The sequence below is a fragment of the Streptomyces sp. LN549 genome (assembly GCF_043203805.1).
In the GTDB taxonomy this organism is placed as follows: domain Bacteria; phylum Actinomycetota; class Actinomycetes; order Streptomycetales; family Streptomycetaceae; genus Streptomyces.
The window spans coordinates 6,992,060-7,011,437 of record NZ_JAZHRI010000002.1 but is presented as its reverse complement, the minus strand read 5'-3'; the positions used below and the strand labels follow the sequence as shown (position 1 = coordinate 7,011,437).

The window sequence follows — 19,378 nt, the reverse complement described above, 5'->3', positions numbered from 1 at the left end:
CTTGTCCACACAACAGGAAATGATCAAGCGTGGCCTCATCCTCGTTCGCGCCATCGAACTCAGTAGTCGACCCCGTCGACCCGGGTACCGGCCCCCAACATCGAACCGCCACTCGACAACCAGCAGCTTCGCGTCTGCCATCGCTCGGCGGTGTGGGGTGAGCTGAGCCGTCAGCTCGCCATACCGGGGTCGATACCTCCATGACCAGGCTGGCGGTCGACCCTGGTGGTTCCAGTTTTGTAGCAGTCGTTCCACGCGACGAAGATCGCCCACTGTTCGCACTCCAGCGCGACCAAGGTCTCCGCTGGCCACACGAAGTACTCATCTGGTGCAACGGAAAAGTCCACGTCGTGGCACTGGAAGTAGTAAGGCACCCCATCGACGTCGACAAGCCCGTCTCGGGGACCGTCAACCGCTCCAACTCGGCATATACATTCTCGAATCCGTCCGCGACCAGTCGCCGTTCATCCCAGCTCTCGCCCACGCGTGCAGGCGACGAGCCCGGCACGGACATGAAGATCACGATCTACGGCTGGAGCATTAGGGACCTGCTAACGGGAAGCCAGCCTGGGTAACAATGTCGTTTACTGTCTTGTGCACGACAGCGGCATTCGCCCGGTCCATGCTCATCCGCACGGCCATCAGGTACTGATGATCTCCTACCGAAAACCGCCGCAGTAGTTGTTCCCCATAAGTACCGCCGTCCCCATCGGCACTGCTCGGCATCTCGCTGTACAAAGTCCCCGCATCGTGGCGCTTCCACGCCTCTTCCTCAACCGGAAACCAGAATTCCGTCCGGAAAACCCGCAGGGTGTCCTGGTCCGTGCAGCCCGACCGGGCGCAGGGAAAGACATACACCATTAGCATTCCGCTCGCGTAGTGACACAAGTGGTATGCCTCCCCCTCGGCTGACGTACATCGGCTACGAGGCCCGCGAAAAACGAAGGGCACTCCGTTCAGGGCCACGATCTGCGAGCGTTCTACACCCGCCCATACCGCCCCCTTCACCGGCCGGGCCACCAGTGCGAGATGCCGCCCCTCTGGCGAGTCGGCGGGGGGGCTGCGGCGGGGAAACTGGGTGAGCGAGCCTTTGGGCGGGGGGCCGATGCCCGCATTGTTCAGCACCCGCTCGACGAGCACGACGGCAACGGCCCGCTCGCGTGCGTCCGCTGCGTACTTCTCAGCGAAGGCGACCACGACCACGACATTGCCCAGTCTCGCGGTCACCTCCGCCCCTGGCTCGGTCACCGGGTTGGCCGGGTCGACGTGGACAGACGCTGCTCTGACACTCGCTCGGTCGGCAAGCCCGGGGACCTCCACGCGATCCGCGCCGTAGGATCCCACGTACGCGTCTGCAGATCGCCGTGCGCTTCGGGAGATCCCCGGCCTCACTGTGAGGATCGTCAACCGAACCCCCGATGGCCGACCGGGTCCCTGCTCTGTCCAGAGACAGGAGGAGACCCCGTAAAAATTCTGCCTGCTCGGGTTCTTCATCGCAGGGACCAGATCTTGGCTCCGCAGCAGAGAACAGACTGGCGCGGTTGACCGGAAAGGCCCTTGCCCGTCGATGGCGGATCCCATGTTTCCCGTCCAGAAGACGAGCGCTAGACCTACCGCCGCGTGTGCCAAAACTGCACGTCTTCGAGAAGCCTGCCCGCGTTCAATCCAATCTGTTCGGGAAGCGAGAGGTACTTCACCTGCAAGCCGGTTGCGCAATTCTAGGTGCCGGAATTGGTAGTGGCCCCCACTCTGCCGCAGCACTCCCCGGGCATGAGCATCCCGCAGAAAAGCCGCCGTCCTCCATGGGAGCCTCCTTCCCGCCGCGAGCCAAAGGCGAGCTAATGTGTAGCGCCCCCACGCGGTCAGGCTGACGCCTTGGAGAACGTAGGCCAAAACGCATACGAGAAGAACTACGCGTCCTTCAGTCGGGCCAGCCAGGCTCCATCCCGCGCCGCCACTCCATTGGGCTTGAGCCAGTGGGGCCGCGAGTAACAGGCCGGCCTTGGCGACCAAGAAGCGATCCATGGCGACCATTCGCAGAGCACCGGTGGTGAGAGCGACCCTGCGGTCGGCGCGCAGCAGTTCCCAGGGTCCCGAGGCCGAGACAGTGGCCGATGGTTTGCTGGCTGAGGCGAAGGGGCGCCATGGCCGCCACCCATGCGGAAAGGAGCCGCGCATCGGCCCCTCAAGCTCGTCTGCGGGCGCTGCGCACCAGCCCACGAATTGCGCCAACAGCATGAAGCCGGTGAATGATAGCCACACTGGGCCGGCAAACACACCGTGTGCGACCGCCGTGCCCACACCTGCCCAACACATCGCCGCGACCACTGGGACCAACGGCAGAACTAGTGCGAGGGCTCCGACGAACGGCGGGAGTGCCAGGTCCAACCGCCACCATGACAGGTTCTGCGAATGGCTGGCCCGCAGATGTCGGGCGAGAAAGCACAGCCAGCGCTGGGCTTGCTGAGCTTTCCAGGGGCCGCGCGCCCCCCGGTCGTCGAGGGCGATGCTGTAAACGGCCGGTACGAACGACTCCAGCAGATGCGCTTCGACAGCACGCCGGGTCGGAAAGCGAGCAGCCACGAGAAGGTCCGCCGGGTCGGCCTGGGTGTCGCTGTATGCTGCGCGGGCGAGACCCACCATGAGAGGTGTCGTCAGAGCCTTGCGCAGTGCTGAAGCGGCGCCGTCGGCGGGATCACTCCGCAGCTGGTCCAGTACGGGCGCCCACTTGGTGGTAAGAGCACCCGAAACCGCGATGGCCCGGGTAGTGCGGGGCAGAAATTCTACGAGTTGGTCGATGGTGAGTGGCTCAATCTGAAGGACTGCAGCAGAAGTCAGCACGTCCTCCTTGCGGACTGCATCTGCGTACGGCTGAGGCCGACTAGTGAGGACGAAGTGGTGGTCGCGGCCGAGTCCACGGTTGAGTTCGTGCAGGCCCTTGGCCTGGGCCGCGATTGGCAACTCGTCGAAGCCGTCCAGCACCGGCATGATGCGTCCGCGCCGCAGCAGCGTGTCGGCGATCGCCTGGCGCACTGGTGCGCTTGCCGAAATCTCCTGGTGTTGATGGGCGAGTTGGCAGGAGGCCCATTCCATGAGTCCTTGAGCAGTTGGATCCCAGGAGGCCAGCGGCAGAACAACGGGAATAGGGCGGGCAGAGTCGCCCGCTTCCAGCATCGCCCTCGCAAGATGCAGGGCGAGTGCTGACTTGCCGGCTCCTGCCTCCCCCAGTATCACCAGGCGCCCTCGGGGAAGCCGTCCGAAGACGGCAGCGATGTCGCCGAACTCGCCCTGAAGAGACTCCGGCTGGCGCGGATGGACGTTTATGTGGTGGTCGACGAGAAGTGGATCAGCCTCGATCCACCTCACCTGCAACGGCACAGGGTCGTAAACACGGGCCAGACGCTCTTCGCGGTCGTACGCGTCACGCAACCCCTGCGCAACCAGGGCGGCCACCCTGGCGAGTTCCCCCTCGGAGACTGTTACTCTGCGCCGCTTCGACACTTCCCGCAGTGCGACTGCTAGTTGGCCCACCGCCAGGAGGAAAATGGTGATGCCAAGGGCTAAGGCTGCGGGTCCATCCCTGGTGATCAACAGAGCGCCCGCCCAACCGCTTGCTATCACGCCAAGGAGGCGCAGAGGCAACCAGTGGAGGGAAAGAGAAGGCAGGTGGACGTGGATGGCACCAGCCTGGATGACGTACCGGGCCGATCCTCCAGTGAAGCGGTTCTCGACAGCAGCCCGCTCACCGCGCATTCGCATGCCTCGACTCCTCCCCACTCTGATGCTATCTCAAGTTGTCTGATGTAGGCGGAGTCACGTAGACGGCGAACGCAGTTGCATGTCCTCCGCTTTGCTGTCCCCGGCCAAAGCGAATGGCAGGAATGTATCGTTCCGGGTGGCTTAGGAGATGGTGAGCGTTTCTCGCGAGAGCACGAAAGCCAGTGCGTCCGCAAAGAGGTGTGGTGGCGCACACTGATGATGGTCGCCCTCAACGGCGATCATTTGCGCTCAGCCCCCAGCTCCACGGCGGCGAACCACTCGGCACTACCGTTGTGGCATGCGACGCCCCCAGGTATCGTCGCAGGGCCTGCGAAGTCTGACCGGGGGGGGCATGAGTGTTACCGGAAGCTCTGACAGCACTAGCCGCTGCAAGTGGCACTGCGGTCGTTGAGGCCGCGATGTCAGATGCTTGGGCTGGCGTGCGGGACCAAGTTGCGAGGTTTTTCGGCCGTGGGGACGAAGCCCGCGAGCAGGCGGAACGCGCCCGCTTGAACCAAACCGCCATCACCTTGGCCGTTGCAGACGAGGATGCTGTGGAACGGGCCAGGGTTCGGGAGGAAGTCTCTTGGCAGACCCGCTTCGAAATATTCATTGAGGCGCTGTCACCAGACCAACGAGAGACAATTGAAGCGGAGCTACAAGCACTCATCCTTGCGGCGCCCGCTCCCAGCGGTCGGGCCACGATTCAGAATGAGGTCAGTGGCGGTACGCAGTACGGCCCTGTCATGCAAGGCCGCGACTTCTATGGACATACATTCACGTCCAGCGTCCCCTGGCCCCAAACGTCTGTAGTCGCCCAACCCGTCGATGATGAACCCGGTGCTGGAACTGAGCCCTGAGCGAACAGGCGGTGAGCCTTTTCAGTGGGGCCACTGATCGAGTGACGCCGGTGACGTGGGTCGTGGCGCGAACGGACAGGGCTCCCATGCCGTTGAGGGATGTTCGGCGTCTCAACGCAGCAGCACAGAAGCCCCGTTAATTCTTCTAACCTGCCGCACTCGACCTTCCTCACGCCCTGGTCGAGTGAGTCACGATGCTCTCCGTCACTCGGGAGTGCGCCGATCGTCCGAGTCTGTGAGCGAAAATGAGGTTTCCCGTCCTCGCCGACCGGGCCTACACGGGCGCCTGCCCCTGGGTCACCACCGGCCTCAGCCGACCACCCGGCGGGGACCTCCCCCCACCCAGCGCACCATCAACCGCGCCCTCGCCCAGGCCCGGGCGCCTGTTGAACGCGGCATGGCACGACTGAAGTCCTGGCAGGTCTGCCGCAGATCCCGCATCAGCCCCAACCTCAGGACCGTCATCGCCAAAACCGGTGAAGTCGCAGAAGCCGTCCGATGGGGACTTCGTCGAGTTCGCTAACTGGCGAGAGAAGATCGCTGGGGCCTTGGACGCCTTGGCCTGTGTGCTGAACTTCGAGGAGGACCGGGACAGAGCCAGTGCGGAGGCGGCAGCAGCACGGGAACAGGCCGCAGATGTTCGACGCCGCGGTGAGATCGGGTTCAGCGAGCGCTGATACTGCGGGCGGTCATCCAGATCGTGAGCTCTCTAGCGATCCGATCGATGCTGGTCTCGGTGATGACCTCGTGTTCGCGGCGGGTGGTGTCGTGGCGGACGACCTCGTAGCCACCTTCGTCTAGGACCGCGACCGAGGTGAACCAGACCGGGTCGTCCTCGTCGTCGGGCTGGATGACGATGAAGGTGTTGTCCGAGCCGTTGAGGTCGTCGAGCAGCATGAACAGTGCGTCCTCGGACGGGTCCTCGATGTGGTCGCCGCTCTCACTCTCGGCCCGGTAGTACGCAGCTCCCATCGGCCCTGTCTCCCCTCAACCTGCTAACCTGATCGCGGCCAGAATGACACGTGGGGCTGACACTTCCGGCAGGTCACAGCCATTCGTTGATCGCGGCGATGAGAATCGTCGCCTCGAAGCGGACCGCGAGCTTGTCGAACCGGGTGGCCACCGCCCGGTTCCGCTTCAGCCGGTTGATGCCGCACTCGACCGCGTGCCTGGCCTTGTAGTCCTCGCGGTCGAAGGCCGGAGGCCGCCCGCCAGCCATTCCCCGGCGCTTGCGGTGGCCGACCTGATCGGCAGGTTCCGGGATCGTGCAGAGGATCCCGCGCCGACGCAGATACGTACGGTTCTCGCGCGATGAATACGCCTTGTCGCCCCGCACTCGCAACGGACGAACCCGCGGCCGGCCCAGCCCGAGACGGGGAACCCTGATGGCTTCCAGCACCGCCGTGAACTGCGGGCTGTCTCCACGCTGACCTGCTGTGACCAGGAGCGACAACGGCTTCTGTCCTTGCTCGCAGGCCAGGTGAATCTTCGTGGTACAGCCCCCGCGGGACCGGCCCAGGCCATGGCCGCCGGGTTCGGCCTGCTTGCCGCCCGGCGGTTCCTTCTGGGCTCGGCCGTCCCGCCGGGCACCGGCCGCGTGCTGATGGGCCCGGCAGATCGTGGAGTCGACGTTCACGTCCCAATTGATCAAACCGGCGGCATCCGCCCGGGCCTGCAACCCGGTCAGGACCGCCGACCAGACGCCATCGCGCTGCCAGCGACGGAAGAGCCCATAGACCGTCTGCCAAGGACCGTACTCGGGTGGCAGATCCCGCCACGGAGCACCAGTCCGCACCCGCCAACGGATCCCGTCGATCAACCGTCGCCGGCCGAGCGACGGCCTGCCCAACACCGCGACCGGCAACAACGGCCCCAGCACCGCCCACTGGTCATCTGAAAGATCCCCTCGCCCCACACCGAGATCATCGCGGCACGAGGCGAGACAGGGACCCCAGTTCTAAAACACGGCCTAGGCGGGGCGTCCGTGCAGATCGCAGTCGGGCGGGTCAGCGATCACGGGGCGACGCGGCCTTCATGGGGCGCTTCCCGCAGGTCTTTCCAGTACGGGCGCACCTGAATATGGGCTGGGCCGCCTCGGTCGTTCGCGTCGCCGCGTTCTGGACAGGCTGCTGGCGGCAAGGAAGCCCAGACCGTGAGGCTGCGGTCACATGTCCTGAGTCGCAGCTCGCGTCGCTGTCCGTAGCCCGCTCTCGAATCGGCCATCTTGTGCCCTGGGAAAGCTGGTTGGTCGGATGACACTCGCCCTGCTCTGTGTATCGCTGCGTCAGCCCGCTACGAGCCGAGATGCGCCGCAGAGCCGCAAGAACCCAGGTGCCACACGACTGAGCGGCATGGTGCGCGCTCCGCCACTGTGGGCCTTCACCTCGCAGGCACACCTTCCTCACTGACATGAACATGCGTTTCTCGCCAACGGGGCAACGACGTGGCGGACTTGACAGAGCCTCATGATCGTCTGGTGATACGCTCGCGTGCACATGCCACGTGAGCTTTCGCCTTGGCATGGCTACAGCCAGGGGGGCTCTCCGGGCGGTGACGTCTGCCCACAGCCGAGGGTCCGCTTGGACAGATTTCGAGAGCTGGAATCCAGCCGCTCAATAGAGAGTCACATGACGAATTTTTGGCAGGATCCGACAGTCTGGGCGCTTGCCGTCGGCGTCGCTGTCGCCGCCACGGTAATCACTCGCCAGCGAAAAACGATCAAGGCGCTACGTCGTCAAAAGCAGGGCCTTCAGGGTGAGCTGACCGCATCGCAGGGCAGGGCCGCCGACCTCGAGTCCACCGTCACCGAGCTGCGCAGCGGCTACGACGAGGTGGTCCGCCAGGCTAAGGAAGAGGCGGAGGAGGCCACAAACACCGTACTGAAGTCGGCCATGCGGACCCTTCAAGGCCTCGCCGCGGAGCAGCAGCGGGCCATCTCCGGGCTGCAGAAGAAGTACGGCGACTCGGCCATGTTGCGGGACATGCTGGACATCGACCACATGAACTCGCAATTCAACCGGCGTGCGCAGTCCATTGCTGTGCTGTGCGGCGGGTGGCTTGGCCGGCAGCGGGAGGCTGCATCGGTCTATGACGTGATCCGCGGAGCGCAGGGCCGTATCCGGCACTACCAGCGCATCGAAATCGCCTCACGGGTCGATTTCGCGGTGACCAGCCGTGCCGTCGAACCGATCGCGCTGACGGTGGCCGAGCTGCTCGACAACGCGACCAGCTATTCCGAGCCGTCCACCATGGTCGAGGTCGAGGTGCGGACGGTGCCCCGGGGCATCTGCATCGTGATCGACGACGCCGGTGTCGGCATGAGCGAGGAAGAACGGACGAACGCCACCGCTCTGCTGTCCAGCGGGTCTGCGGTGAGCGTTTCGGAGCTCGGCAACCCTCCCGCGTTCGGTTTCGCGGTGATCGGTGCCCTGTGTGCGCGGTTCGGCTTCACGGTCGCCATCGACAGCACCTCTCCCTACGGCGGCGTCCGCGCGGTGGTGATGGTGCCGAAGGAGTTGTTGACCGAGATGCCCGAGCCCAAGACGCCCACCACCACGCAAGAAGTCGATGCCGCTGCCGCGAGCCGCGGTTCGGCTCCTGCGGCGACAGAGGGCGGGCTGCCCCGGCGACGGAACAAGCGCGGCATGGCGCTCGTGCCGGACGGCGGCCGCAGGTCTGATGAAGCGCCGCCGGCCCGGTCAGCAGAGGCACGGGTGGCGGCCATGGGCGCGTTTCAACGCGGCACTCTCAGCGGCCGAGGTGCGGGGGTACCGGCCGCCGAAGGTGATACCACTGCCGATTCACACGAAGGATTCGATGCCCCGTGAGCGACGACCTGTCCTGGATGCTTGAGGACGCGCTGCAGATTCCGCATGCTCTCCACGCGGTCCTGATTTCTGCCGACGGCCTCCAGATGTCCAGTACTGCGGAGATTGACAGGGGCGATGCCGACAAGGTGGCCGCCGCCGTCTCCGGCCTGCAGTCGCTCAGCCGGGCCGTCAGCTTCTTCTGCGGTGAGCACGGAGCGAACTGGCGCCAGACCCTCATCGAGTTCGACGGGGGCTGGGTGTTCCTGAACGCTGCGGGCGGCGGCAGCTACCTTGCCGTGGCGGCGTCGGCCGAGGTCGACATGCAGGACATCACGTACCGGATGCAGCAGCTGGTCAGCCGGCTGGGCAAGGCGATGTCGACCGGCCTTCGCGGCGACGCGGTCACCTCATGACGGAACCCGGCCGTCCCGAGCCCGAGTTCGTGTCCGAGGCCGGAGAATTAGTCCGTCCCTACGTCATCACCCGTGGCCGTGACCTGCCCGATGAGGGCGAGTTCGCCCTCATCACTCTCGTTACGACGGCCACCGACGAGCAGCAGCGCCCCCAGCGGCTCTCGCCCGAGGAGCAGCAGATCCTGGAGATGTGCTCCAGTGGCTACCTCTCGGTCGCTGAGATCGCCGCGCACTCCCAGCTGCCGCTCGGGGTGGTCAAGGTGCTGCTCAGTTCCCTCGCCGAGGGGGGCTATCTCGTGACCCGGGCGCCGGTGCCCTCGGCCCGTCCCACCAACAAGGCCTTGCTTAAGGAGGTGCTCGATGGCCTCAAGGCTCTCCCTGTCTGAGGATGCCTACGTGCCCAGCGGCGCACAGCAGACTGCAGTGAAAATCCTGGTCGTCGGGCATTTCGCCGTCGGCAAGACCACCCTGATCGGCTCACTTTCCGAGATCACGCCGTTGTCCACCGAGGAGCGGATGACGACGCTCTCGGAGCGCGTCGACGACCTCAAAGGTGTTCAGGGAAAGACCACCACCACCGTCGCCCTGGACTTTGGCCGGCTGACGCTGAGCGAGCGCATCGTTCTGTATCTGTTCGGCTCCCCCGGACAGCAGCGCTTCGTGAGTCTGTGGGACGACACGGCCCGCGGAGCGCTGGGCGCCCTGGTCCTGGTGGACCCCGAGCGCCTGGCCGACTCCTTCGACGTCATGGATCTGGTCGAGAGCTACGGCCTCGATTTCGCCGTGGCCATCAATCACTTCGACGGCAGTACGGTCCACAACCCGGAGGAAGTCCGGGAGGCACTCGACCTGCTGCCCGACACCCCCGTCGTCACCATCGACGCACGCGACGAGAAGTCGTCCGTCGACGCCCTGATCACCTTGGTTCGCTATCTGCACGAGCGCGCCGACCTGGAGTACGCATGACAACCCCCTCTGTACCTCCGCCCGGCTGCCCCGCACACGGCAGCGGGCAGCGCATACCCCTGGACAGCGCGGAGTTCGCTGCCAATCCGCACGCGTACTACCGCTACATGCGCGAGCTCGGCCCCACCGCTCCGGTCACCATCGCCCCCGGCGTGGAGGCGACGCTGGTGACCGATTACAACGCGGCTCTGGAACTGCTGCAGGATTCGACGACCTTTCGCAAGGACTCACGCCGCTGGCGTGCACTGGCTGAGGGCTGCATCCGCCCCGACAGCCCGGTCCTGCCGCTGCTGGCCTACCGGCCGAACGCGATGTTCACCGACGGCGCCGAGCATGTGCGGCTGCGGCAGGCCATCACCGACTCCTTCGCCCGCGTCAGCAACAAGCGGCTGAGCCGGATCGTCAGCCAGGCAGCCCAGTTCCTGATCAACCAGTTCAGCGCCCGCGGCAGCGCCGACCTGCTCCGCGACTACGCCCAGCAGCTCCCGCTGTACGTGTTCAACGAGCTCTTCGGCTGCCCGGCAGAGATCGGTGACCGGGTGCTGTTCGGCATCTCCGGCATGTTCGACGGAGTCAACGCCGAGGCGGCCAGCCAGGTCCTGCTCGGAGCGGTCAGCGAGCTGGTGGCGCTCAAGCGCGCCCAGCCCGGGGAGGACGTCGCGTCCTACCTGATGCAGCATCCGGCGCAGCTGAACGACGAGGAACTGGCGCACACGCTGGTGTTGCTCCTCGGTGCGGGCGGCGAGCCGGAGGGCAACCTGATCGGCAACGCTTTCTACACGATGCTGACCAACGAGGAGTTCGCGCGCCTGGGGCAGTTCGACAAGGCTGTGGACGACACTCTGTGGCGCAATGCGCCGATGTCCAACTATGCGCCCCATTACCCGGTGGTCGACACGGACGTGGCCGGCGACAAGGTGCGCGCCGGTGACCTGGTGCTGGTGTCCTTCGGCGCCGCCAACACGGCGCTCGCGGACCGCGGTGCCGACACCCGCGGTCACCTCGCCTGGAGCGCGGGCCCGCACGCCTGCCCGTCGAAGGAGCCGGCCAGGCTGATCGCCCTGACGGGCCTGGAGACGCTGTTCAACGCGCTGCCCGACGTTGAACTCGCCGTCCCCGCGGACAGCCTCGCCTGGCGGCCCGGCCCCTTCAACCGGGCCCTGGCCTCCCTGCCCGTCCGGTTCAGCGCAGTCACCCCGCGCGCCGCGGCCGCACCGGAGCCGACGGCCGTGCCCCGCTACCAGGCACCCCCCGTCGCGGCCGCACCCGCGCCCGCGGCGCCGCAGCCCACCGGCAAAGCGGGGCGCTGGAGCAGCTTCATGAAGTGGCTGGCGGGCCAGTAGCCCACACCCCCTGTGATGCATGTGACACAGGCAGTTGATGTAGCCTGCATGAAAGATCAACTTCCTGGGTAGGACGGCGCGGAGTGTCTGGAGTGACACAAGATGAAGGAGAGGCAGTGGACCTCGTAAGCATCTCCGCGCCCCTATCCGCGAGCGCCCGACCGGGCCCACGGCGCGCCACCCCCAGCAGACGGAACCCGTGCGGGGGCGGCGACCCCGACCAGCCGCAGGACCGAATACCCGCTGCCCCCGGCAGCGGATTGGCCCTCGTCTCCTCCCTTGTCGGCGGAGCACGTCCCCGTACTCCCGCACCGTCCAGACGCGTTACGCGCCACGATGTGCGAGGCACACGATGACCTCCCGCCCGGGCCCCGGCATACCGGCAACCAGCCCCGGTGAGACGACGCTCGGCGACCACGTACTCGGTCAACTGCGGCGCCTGGGCGCCACGGTGGGCCTGAGCGAGGCGGACACCGGGCTGTACGGACAGGTCCTGATCGACTCCCTCGCAGGCGCCGCCCACCGGCCGCTGTCCCTGCCGCCGGCCTCGCTCACCTTCCTCTCCGATGACCACACCCCCGTCGAGTTCTCCCTCGCCAGCGCTCCGGACGCCGCCCCGGCCCTGCGAGTGCTCGTGGAGCCCGGGTGGGCCCACAGCGACATGGTCGACAGCGGCCGCGCCGGGCTTGCGGTCATCCGCGCAATGGGCGCCCGCTGGGGCTTCGCCACCGACCAACTCGACGCCCTCGCGGACCTGTTCTTCCCCGCTGCGGCGCAGGGCCCCCTGGCCCTGTGGTACGCGCTCGATCTGCGCGCCGGAGGGGTCCCAGGGGTCAAGGTCTACCTGAACCCCTCCGCCTCCGGCCCGGAAAGCGCGGCCCGCACCGTGCACGAGGCACTGCGGCGGCTCGGCTACGGCCAGGCCTTCGAGCAACTGCCCCCGGCGGCCGGCTATCCGTTCCTCGCTCTGGACCTGGGCGCCTGGGCGTCCCCCCGCGTCAAGGTCTACGTGAGACACCCGCGCATGTCAGCCGATGACGCCTGCGCGCTCAGCCGTACCTCCGGAGCCACAACGGCCGACATCCGCTACTTCTTCCACGCGGCCGCGGGCTCCCTCGCGCCGTCCGAGCGCGGCGGAAACGACACCCTGCGACTGGTGCGGCGGCCGGCGCTCACCTGCCACTCCTTCACCGAAGGCGACAGCAACCCGAGCGGCTTCACGCTCCACATTCCCGTTCGCGACTACGTGCGCGATGACGAAGAGGCCCTCGCCCGCGCCACAGCCCTGCTGACCCGGGCCGGCATGGACCCCACCGTCCTGAACCGAAGTCTGGGAGAGCTCACACAGCGAACCCTCGCCGACGGCGTGGGGCTGATCGCCTACCTGGCCCTGGTGTACGAGCGCAACCGGCCGCCCCGGCTCACCGCCTACCTGAGTTCCGAGGCCCACCGCGTCCGGCCGCCGCAGGAGCAGTACCCGCGGGGCACCTGGATGCCTGCGCAACGCACCCAGAGCGTCCTGGACCTCGGGCACCAGGCCGTCGGCCACGTCAGCCCGCACACCGCACAGAAGGAAGTCACGTGGAGCCCTACCGCATCAAGGTCGTAGAACCTCTTGCTTTCACCACCCGGGAGGAGCGCGAGGCCGCGCTGAAGCGGGTCGCCTACAACCCCTTCGATCTGCGGGCCGACGAAGTCACCATCGACCTGTTGAGCGACTCCGGGACCGGTGCCATCTCCGCAGACCAGCTCGCCGCAGGAATGCAGGGCGACGAGTCCTACGCCGGCAGCCGCTCCTTCTACCGGTGGCACGAGGTCGTCTCCGAACTCACCGGCTACCCCCACATCCTGCCGGCCCACCAAGGCCGCGCGGCCGAGCGCATCCTCTTCTCCTCGCTGCTGCGGCCTGGCACGAGTGTGCTGTCCAACACGCACTTCGACACCACCCGCGCCAACGTCGAACTGACTGGCTGCACGGCGTACGACCTGCCCTGCGCCGAGGCGAAGGACCTCGACAACGACTTTCCGTTCAAGGGCAACATCGACCTGATCGCCCTCGAACAGGCCCTGGAGAACGCGGACCAGACGCCCGTTGGGGCCGTGCTGATGACCATCACCAACAACGGTGGCGGGGGCCAGCCGGTCAGCATGGACAACCTGCACCGCACCGCCGAACTGTGCCGCCGTCACAACGTGCCGATGATCCTCGACGCGGCCCGGTTCGCGGAGAACGCCTGGCTGGTGACCCAGCGCGAACCCGGCTACGCCGACCGCACCCCGCGCCAGGTCGCCGAGGAAGCCTTCCGCCTCGCCGACGGCTGCGTCATGAGCGCGAAGAAGGACGGGATCGTCCACATCGGCGGCTTCATCGGCCTGAAGGACGCCGAACTCGCCGAGCGGTGCGGGGGTCTGCTCATCGCCACCGAGGGATTCACCACCTACGGCGGTCTGTCCGGACGTGACCTCGAAATGATGGCCCGCGGCCTCCTCGAAGTGACCGAGCCGGCCTACCTCGCCGAGCGTGCCGACATAGCCGCCTATCTCGCCGCACGCATCCGCGAGGCCGGCGTCGACATCGTGGAACCCGCCGGTCTGCACGCCCTCTACGTCAACGCCGGGCGCCTCCTGCCCCACATCCCCCCGCACCAGTACCCCGGCACCGCACTCGTCTGCGAGCTCTACCTGCGCGGAGGCATCCGCTCGGCGGAGCTGGGGTCGCTGTACCTCGGTGAAGAGGACGAGCACGGCAACCCTGTCAAGACGGCGCCCTACGAACTTGTACGGCTGGCTCTCCCCCGACGGGTCTACACCCGCAGCCACTACGACCACGTTGCCGCCACCCTGGCAGATATCGCGAAGAATCCTGAATCGGTCCGTGGCTACCGGGTTACGGGCCAGTCCCCGATCCTCCGACACTTCAGCATCAAACTGGAGCCCGTGAAGTCCGGCGACTGATCAGCACTCTTCGTTCGTTACGACGCGAGCCCAGCCATCAGAATCCCGAAGCAGTGCAGATCTTTCGGCTGTACCGGTCCAGCGACAGTGCGGCGGCCAAGGGAAGGCCCCACCCTGGTGCTTGAGTTCTAGTGGTCGTCGCAGCACCCCAGTTCAGGGGATGCGATGGACTTCAGGATTCGGGAGAGCCGGAAGCCTCAGGGGCGCGGGACCCTGGTCCGTGAGCGGGAGGAATACTTCCGGCTCATGGACCAGGGCCTGACCAACACGGCAGCGTGCGAGCGCGTAGGCATCAACCGCAGGACCGGCAAGCGGTGGCGGCATGGTCGTGCCGCGTCCGGGAGGAACAAGGCCGCCAAGCCCGTGCGGCCGCCCCTGGTGCCCCAGGGCCCGTCCCGCTACCTGCGGGAGTCCGACCGCATCCACATCGCCGATCGGCTGCGGGAGAAGGCGTCCATCCGCGCCATCGCCGCCGAGCTGGACCGCAGTCCCTCAACGATCAGCCGGGAAGACCGGCAGCCGGATCAACTTGCCCTCGTAGAGATGCTGATACGCGGGGAGATCCGCTGTGACCACGCGCAGTAGGTGATCGGGGTCGCCGAACAGGCGCTGCGCCTCCGCCACCTCAGGGATCGCGGCGACGGCCTCATCGAAGGCTGCCAGAGTGTCCGCCGCCTCCTGCGCAGTCAGAGCCGAGACCGACCGTGGCCGCGTCCACAGCGGCGTGCTAGGCGCGGATGACACCGCTGCGCTCCAGCTCACGCAGACGCCACTGACAGCGGGAGATGCTCAGCCGCACCCGGTCAGGAGACAGATTCCCGACGACGACGCCCGGGCACTGGGCGCCGCCGCCCACACGCGCTGGCCCACCTGGATCCCGTTCAGCGGGCCCCTTCCCTGGTCGGCCCCGCATGGGCAGTCGGCTTTCACCTCCGAGACGGCACGGCCGCCGAGGACCTGCCACGGACTACAGGGCCCGTCGACATACTGAGGGCGGCGAATCCGTGGCGAGGTGAGGTTGGCCTGGCTCTTCCCGCAGTGGTCGTCGGGCCCGCCACTGATGTTGACCCCGGCAGCTGTCCGCCCAGGCGCCCGGGACGGATCTCCGGCATCGCATCGCCCGCTACGCTCCGGCTGACGTGCCCGCATCGCTGTGCGCACGAGTGTCCGAGCGGCGGTTCTTCGCCGCACCCGAGGCATTCGTCTGACGGTTGGTCAGGACTTGGAGTATGAGCGCGCCCACGCACAGCAGTGAGCCCAGTCCCCAGATCGTCAGATAGGCGGAGAGCGCCGGGACGTCCGTATCCCTGACGACCAGGGAGCCGAGGACGACGGCCGAGCCCGCGCCCGCGACGCTGCCGCCCAGAGTCTTGAGGTTGTTGTAGACGGCGGTGGCGCTCGCTGTGCGGTCCGGGGTGCTGCGTTCCACGATCAGTGTGGGCAGGCCGCCCAGGGCCAGGCCCATACCGAAGCCGGAAACGGCGGATGCCAGGGCGAACAGCGGCAGCGTGGTGTGGCCGGCGATGAGCCCCGCGTTGCCGGCGGCCATCAGCGTGAAGGCGAGCAGCAGGACGCGACGGTAGCCGGTGCGGGCCGCCACTCGGGCCACGAGGCTCGCCCCGGCGAAGGCCAGGACGTGGGGCACCGCGCCCCACGCGCTGATCTCCCAGGTCGTGAGCCCGAATCCGTACCCCTCGTCGGCCGTCGACGCGGCAATGTACGAGATGCCGACTGCCTGCCCGCCCAGCATCACGGCGCCGAAGACGAAACCGGAGACGTAGTACGGCGCGGAATGGGGGTGGGCCACGGCCCGGACGTCGACCAGGGCGTGCGGCCGGTCCCGTTCGAGCCGGACCCACCAGGCGAGCAGGGACAGGGAGAGAACGAGGCCGCCCAGGGTGAGCGGCGAGGTCCAGCCCCACGCCTGGCTGCGCGCCGTCGTGCCGAGGAACAGCAGCAGCGCCAGGCCGAGCAGTAGTGCCCCCGTCCAGTCCATCCGGCCGGGCGCGCGCGTCCGGGACTCGGGGATCCCGCAGTACGAGAGGGCCGCACAGGCGCACGCGATCGCGGCGAGGACGCAGAGCGCCGCTTGGACGCCTCCGGCGAGTTCGAGCAGGGGGCCCGCCAGGCCGTGGCCGAGGAGCGAGCCGAGGGTGAGCGCGCCGACGAGAAGCCCTACCGCCCGCCTCGCGCCCTCGAGGTCGAGCCGGTCCCGCACAAGACCGATCTCCAGCGGCAGCAGCGCCGCCAGCGGCCCCATCAGGGCTCGACCCACCAGCAGTACCGTCAGATTCGGTGCGAGAGCCACCAGGACGGTGCCCGCCGTGACGCAGACCAGCGCGACGCGGACCAGTCGACGGTGCCCGTACAGATCACCGAGCCGCCCGAGCACCGGCACCCCCACTGCGGCGGCCAGGAACTGGACCGCCATGTACCACTGCGCCTGCGACGCGCTGATGGACTGCCAGTCCTGCACGGCGGGCATCAGTGCCGGGCCCGACCCCTGGAGGAGGCCACTGACCAGCTCGAAGACGACCAGCAGACCCACGACGGCGGTGACCCGGGGCGCCGCCACCTCCTCCGCACCTCCAGGCGCCCTCATGCGGAGGTCCCCGCGGCGAGCCGCCGCTCCGCGAGCTCGGCGAGCAGCGCCGCCTGGCGGTGGAGCACCCGGTCGTCGAACAGGGCCCGCGGGGAGTGGTTCTGCGGCGCCTTGTCCACATCCACGCCCTCGGGTGCCGCGCCGACCAGCAGCATCGCGCCGGGCACCTTGTTCAGTACCAGGGAGAAGTCCTCAGAACCGCTCGCAGGCTGGGGGGCGTGCCACACCTCGCCCGGGCCGAACAGGTCGCGTGCCGTCTGAAGGGCGAACTCCGTCGCGGTCGGCTCGTTGACCGTGACCGGGTAGAGCATCTGGTACTCCACCTCCGCCTCCAGGCCGTGCGCGGCGGCGATCCCGCGCACCAGACGCGGCAGCCCCTGGGCCAGCCGCTCGTGGTTGGCTTCCGAGTAGCTGCGTACGGTCGCCTCGAACTCGGCCGTGTCGGGGATGACGTTGTGCTGCGTGCCGGCGTGCAACCGTCCGACGGTCACCACCACCGGGTCGAAGATGTCGAAGGTGCGCGTCACCCAGTTCTGCAGCGCGGTCACCATCTCGCAGACCGCGGGCACCGGGTCCTTGGCATGGTGCGGGGCCGACCCGTGCCCGCCTTCACCCCGCACCGTCACCCGCAGGACGTCGGATGCCGTCATGACGGTGCCGGGCCGGGACGCGATCCAGCCGCCCGGCAGGCGGTTGGCCGACACATGGAGCGCGAAGGCCGCGTCGAGGGGCTTGCCCGCCGCGTCCAGGACACCCTCGTCGATCATCGCGCCCGCGCCGTTGTGTCCTTCCTCGCCCGGCTGGAACATGAACACCACGTCGCCCTGGAGGCTCTCCCGACGATCCGCGAGCAGCGTCGCCGCGCCGACGAGTCCGGCGGTGTGCAGATCGTGCCCGCAGCCGTGCATCCGGCCCGGCATCTCGGAGGCGTATGCCACCCCGGTGAGTTCGTCCACCGGCAGCGCGTCCATGTCACCCCGCAGCAGGACCGCCCCGCCGGGACGGCCACCCCGCAGCACGGCCGTGACGGAGCTCAGCTCCCGGCCGAGCGTGATGTCGAGCGGGAGACCGTCGAGCGCGGCGAGGACCTTCTCCTGCGTACGCGGCAGCCGCAGACCGAGCTCCGGCTCGCGGTGAAGCGAGCGGCGGAGCCGCACGAGGTCGGGCTGGAGTTCCCTGGCGCGTTCCAGTACGGACATGCTGCGTCAACCTCCTGGTACGGTTCCGGCTTTCGGTGGGGCAAGACTGAAGTGCTCACCATCCGGGCGCCTCCGAATCGCAGGAAACACGCAAGGGACATCGAATGACGCAGCATTCCGCACACGGCGTGGTACGGGCGCTCGACGACGTCGACCAGGCCCTGGTGCACGCACTGCAGATAGCCCCACGGGCCGCGTGGAACGAGATCGGCGCAGTACTCGGCCTCGACGCCGTGACCGTGGCCCGACGCTGGCACCGGCTCACCGAAGCCGGCGCCGCCTGGATCAGCTGCTCCCCGTCGCCCGCCCTCGCCGCGGCGGGACAGGGACTGCTCGCCTTCGTCGAGGTGGACTGCGCCGGCGGCAGCCTGCTGACCGTGGCCCAGGCCCTCGCTCAGCTGCCCCACGTCACTGCCGTCGAACACGTCAGCGGAGACCGCGACCTGCTGCTCACCGTGATGGCCCCGGACCTCGCGGCACTCACCCACTGGATGACCCGCGGCATCGGCGCGATGCCGGGCATCGTCGCCAGCCGCACCCACCTCGCGAGCACCGTCTACACAGAGGGCAGCCGCTGGCGGCTGCGCGCCCTCGACCGCACCCAGATCGCCCGCCTCACCGACACGGCCCGCACCGAGGCCCCCGTCTTCCCGCTCACCGACCTGGACCACGCCCTCATCGCCGCCCTTTCCATGAACGGCCGCGCCACCTACCGCGCGCTCGCCGACGCCTGCGGGGCGAGCCCGGACACCCTCCGCCGACGGCTCGGCCGGCTCTTCGCCGCCGGCATGCTCCAGACCCGCTGCGAGGTCGCACGCCCCCTGTCGGAGTGGCCGGTCACGGTGATCCAATGGGGCCGGGCAGCCGCCGGGGAGCTGGAACACGTCTCACGCGGAGTCACCGGCGCCCGGGAGGTACGGCTGTGCGCCGGCGTCACCGGCCGGAACAACGTCCTCGTCATCGCCTGGGTGAAGTCCCTCACCGACGTGCAGCGCTTCGAGGTACGACTCGCCCAGCGCGTTCCCGGCCTGGAGATCACCGACCGGGCCGTGGCACTGTGGCCGCTGAAGCTCAGCGGCCATCTCCTCGACGAACAGGGCTACCGCATCGGCGGCGTCCCTCTGGACGTTCGCACCGCCGGAGCGAGCACCCGGCCCTAGGCCAGAAGGCCGGGAGTCCAGGCGCTCGCTCTGGCCGTGAGGGGGTTGTACGGACTCCCTGGGCCAAGTCGCCGAGGGATCCCTCGGCCTGCCAGCGGGGCCCGCACCACGCCGTCGCTGTCAGGCATGACAGCGGAGAGCAGAGGGACACGGCCATCGGCGTACACGGACGGAAGCGCTGCAGCGTCGGCGCCGGCTATCCGAGCAGCCAGCTCCGTGAACTCATCTTCGTCACCGACTGCGGTGTAGATCTGGCCGTCCTTGTCGTGCCAGGCACTCCATGAGGCCCTCGGCAGGGAGGACCTCTAGGAC

The 19,378-nt window shown here is 67.9% G+C and carries 16 protein-coding genes and 2 pseudogenes; 11 read left to right on the top strand and 7 right to left on the bottom strand.

All coding sequences use genetic code 11. The annotated features are described in order from the left end of the window. Nucleotides 1–540 precede the first annotated feature (540 nt). Nucleotides 541–3,759, bottom strand: coding sequence for an NACHT domain-containing protein (locus tag SH922_RS31445; RefSeq protein WP_393061796.1), 3,219 nt, complete (start codon nucleotides 3,757–3,759; stop codon nucleotides 541–543). 1,082 nt (nucleotides 3,760–4,841) lie between these two features. On the opposite strand from SH922_RS31445, the pseudogene SH922_RS31440 reads away from it, so the two are divergent. Both SH922_RS31440 and SH922_RS31435 read left to right on the top strand, forming a co-directional pair. After that, nucleotides 4,842–5,142: pseudogene (locus SH922_RS31440) on the top strand (transposase family protein); the annotation flags it as partial. Further along, nucleotides 5,096–5,296 (top strand): hypothetical protein, encoded by a 201-nt coding sequence (locus tag SH922_RS31435; protein ID WP_393063843.1) that lies wholly within the window; start codon nucleotides 5,096–5,098, stop codon nucleotides 5,294–5,296. The pseudogene SH922_RS31440 and the gene SH922_RS31435, both read left to right, overlap by 47 nt. On the opposite strand, the gene SH922_RS31430 is transcribed toward SH922_RS31435, so the two are convergent. Beyond that, nucleotides 5,283–5,591 carry a hypothetical protein gene (locus SH922_RS31430; protein WP_393061794.1) on the bottom strand — a complete coding sequence of 103 codons (309 nt, stop codon included), beginning with the start codon at nucleotides 5,589–5,591 and terminating at the stop codon, nucleotides 5,283–5,285. The two genes, SH922_RS31435 and SH922_RS31430, sit on opposite strands and share 14 nt — an antisense overlap. A 73-nt stretch (nucleotides 5,592–5,664) precedes the next feature. Then, entirely contained in the window at nucleotides 5,665–6,534 is an 870-nt protein-coding gene (locus tag SH922_RS31425) for an IS5 family transposase (protein ID WP_393061792.1), read from the bottom strand. A gap of 712 nt (nucleotides 6,535–7,246) precedes the next feature. Here SH922_RS31425 and SH922_RS31420 point away from each other — a divergent pair. The 8 genes and pseudogenes from SH922_RS31420 to SH922_RS31385 form a co-directional block, all read left to right on the top strand. Beyond that, nucleotides 7,247–8,446, top strand: a complete 1,200-nt coding sequence (locus tag SH922_RS31420) for an ATP-binding protein (protein ID WP_393061790.1) — start codon at nucleotides 7,247–7,249, stop codon at nucleotides 8,444–8,446. Then, complete coding sequence (locus SH922_RS31415) at nucleotides 8,443–8,841, top strand: roadblock/LC7 domain-containing protein (protein ID WP_393061788.1); 399 nt, start codon at nucleotides 8,443–8,445, stop codon at nucleotides 8,839–8,841. The genes SH922_RS31420 and SH922_RS31415 overlap by 4 nt, the downstream gene beginning before the upstream one ends. Next, nucleotides 8,838–9,227 carry a DUF742 domain-containing protein gene (locus SH922_RS31410; protein WP_393061786.1) on the top strand — a complete coding sequence of 130 codons (390 nt, stop codon included), beginning with the start codon at nucleotides 8,838–8,840 and terminating at the stop codon, nucleotides 9,225–9,227. Before SH922_RS31415 ends, SH922_RS31410 begins: the two co-directional genes overlap by 4 nt. After that, nucleotides 9,202–9,807, top strand: a complete 606-nt coding sequence (locus tag SH922_RS31405; protein ID WP_393061784.1) for an ATP/GTP-binding protein — start codon at nucleotides 9,202–9,204, stop codon at nucleotides 9,805–9,807. Before SH922_RS31410 ends, SH922_RS31405 begins: the two co-directional genes overlap by 26 nt. Further along, nucleotides 9,804–11,150, top strand: a complete 1,347-nt coding sequence (locus SH922_RS31400; RefSeq protein ID WP_393061783.1) for a cytochrome P450 — start codon at nucleotides 9,804–9,806, stop codon at nucleotides 11,148–11,150. The genes SH922_RS31405 and SH922_RS31400 overlap by 4 nt, the downstream gene beginning before the upstream one ends. A 352-nt stretch (nucleotides 11,151–11,502) precedes the next feature. Next, a complete protein-coding gene (locus tag SH922_RS31395; RefSeq protein WP_393061781.1) occupies nucleotides 11,503–12,759 on the top strand; it encodes a tryptophan dimethylallyltransferase family protein in 1,257 nt (418 codons plus the stop codon). Beyond that, a complete protein-coding gene (locus SH922_RS31390) occupies nucleotides 12,732–14,105 on the top strand; it encodes a tryptophanase (RefSeq protein WP_393061779.1) in 1,374 nt (457 codons plus the stop codon). Before SH922_RS31395 ends, SH922_RS31390 begins: the two co-directional genes overlap by 28 nt. A gap of 165 nt (nucleotides 14,106–14,270) precedes the next feature. Next, nucleotides 14,271–14,624: pseudogene (locus SH922_RS31385) on the top strand (helix-turn-helix domain-containing protein); the annotation flags it as partial. Here the strand turns inward: SH922_RS31385 and SH922_RS31380 are convergent. From SH922_RS31380 to SH922_RS31365, 4 genes are all read right to left on the bottom strand, one after another. Beyond that, a complete protein-coding gene (locus tag SH922_RS31380; protein WP_393063742.1) occupies nucleotides 14,598–14,729 on the bottom strand; it encodes an Lrp/AsnC ligand binding domain-containing protein in 132 nt (43 codons plus the stop codon). The pseudogene SH922_RS31385 and the gene SH922_RS31380 sit on opposite strands and share 27 nt — an antisense overlap. A gap of 103 nt (nucleotides 14,730–14,832) precedes the next feature. Continuing rightward, entirely contained in the window at nucleotides 14,833–15,018 is a 186-nt protein-coding gene (locus SH922_RS31375) for a winged helix-turn-helix domain-containing protein (RefSeq protein ID WP_393061777.1), read from the bottom strand. Between the two features lie 210 nt (nucleotides 15,019–15,228). After that, nucleotides 15,229–16,707, bottom strand: a complete 1,479-nt coding sequence (locus tag SH922_RS31370) for an MFS transporter (protein ID WP_393061776.1) — start codon at nucleotides 16,705–16,707, stop codon at nucleotides 15,229–15,231. Continuing rightward, nucleotides 16,704–17,906 carry a M20 family metallopeptidase gene (locus SH922_RS31365; RefSeq protein WP_393061774.1) on the bottom strand — a complete coding sequence of 401 codons (1,203 nt, stop codon included), beginning with the start codon at nucleotides 17,904–17,906 and terminating at the stop codon, nucleotides 16,704–16,706. Before SH922_RS31365 ends, SH922_RS31370 begins: the two co-directional genes overlap by 4 nt. Before the next feature lie 104 nt (nucleotides 17,907–18,010). On the opposite strand from SH922_RS31365, the gene SH922_RS31360 reads away from it, so the two are divergent. Next, nucleotides 18,011–19,066, top strand: coding sequence for an Lrp/AsnC family transcriptional regulator (locus SH922_RS31360; protein ID WP_393061772.1), 1,056 nt, complete (start codon nucleotides 18,011–18,013; stop codon nucleotides 19,064–19,066). The last annotated feature ends 312 nt before the right edge of the window (nucleotides 19,067–19,378 follow it).